General features: G+C 56.5%; 1 protein-coding gene. It reads right to left on the bottom strand.

Translation table 11 applies throughout. The features are described from left to right. Window positions 1–575 (bottom strand): response regulator (locus RSO01_RS46975; protein WP_147157509.1); only part of this gene is annotated, 575 nt, incomplete at its 3' end. Window positions 576–674 lie beyond the last annotated feature (99 nt).

Here is a 674-nt window from a genome sequence, read left to right as displayed (position 1 = left end):
ACCAAGTCCTTGAGGATTTGCTCCTCGCGCTCCGACAGGCCGTGACGAACTCTGTTCGAAAAAGTGCCATCCAAGGCACCCTTCCGCGGCTCCTCACTGGTCACAGCCGGCGCGATCTGTAGCCGAGCAGATGGCAAGGCGTCCATCGAGCGCGATGCAGCCTCACAACCGGTTAAGGCTTTCCTGAGGACAAACATCTTAAAATCCGCAGCGATGATCTGCTGGAGCGTGCCAATCAGCGTATCGGGCGACGCGGACAATGGAATGCACCCATCGATCGCCGAGGCCAGCAGCGCCTGAAAATCGACTGACGATTCATCCTCGAAAAGATGAACGATCTTGGTTTCCGGCCACAGCTTGCGAATGCAACTCGCGGCAGCAGTAGCTCTCTCACCCGGCAGTGCACCCAGGATGACGAGTTTGGGCGCGTCAGCGACAAGCAGGGAGCCGTCGATGTCGGCCGTTGAGGAGACACCACCGACTACATGATAAGAATGACTCTCCATCAGTGAAACCAGCGCCTGGCATACAAGCGAGCGCGGCTCAACGATGAGCGTAGTTTCAAGCTTTCCCATTTGATTCTTCCCATCCCACAGTCCCACACACCTCTGTACCGTACGGGACTCTTGGGCTCGGCGAATTAACACACGTTAAGTTGGCGGCAATATCGGATT

The sequence above is a fragment of the Reyranella soli genome, from assembly GCF_007992495.1.
Classification (GTDB): domain Bacteria; phylum Pseudomonadota; class Alphaproteobacteria; order Reyranellales; family Reyranellaceae; genus Reyranella; species Reyranella soli.
This window is presented reverse-complemented; position numbering and strand designations above follow the sequence as displayed.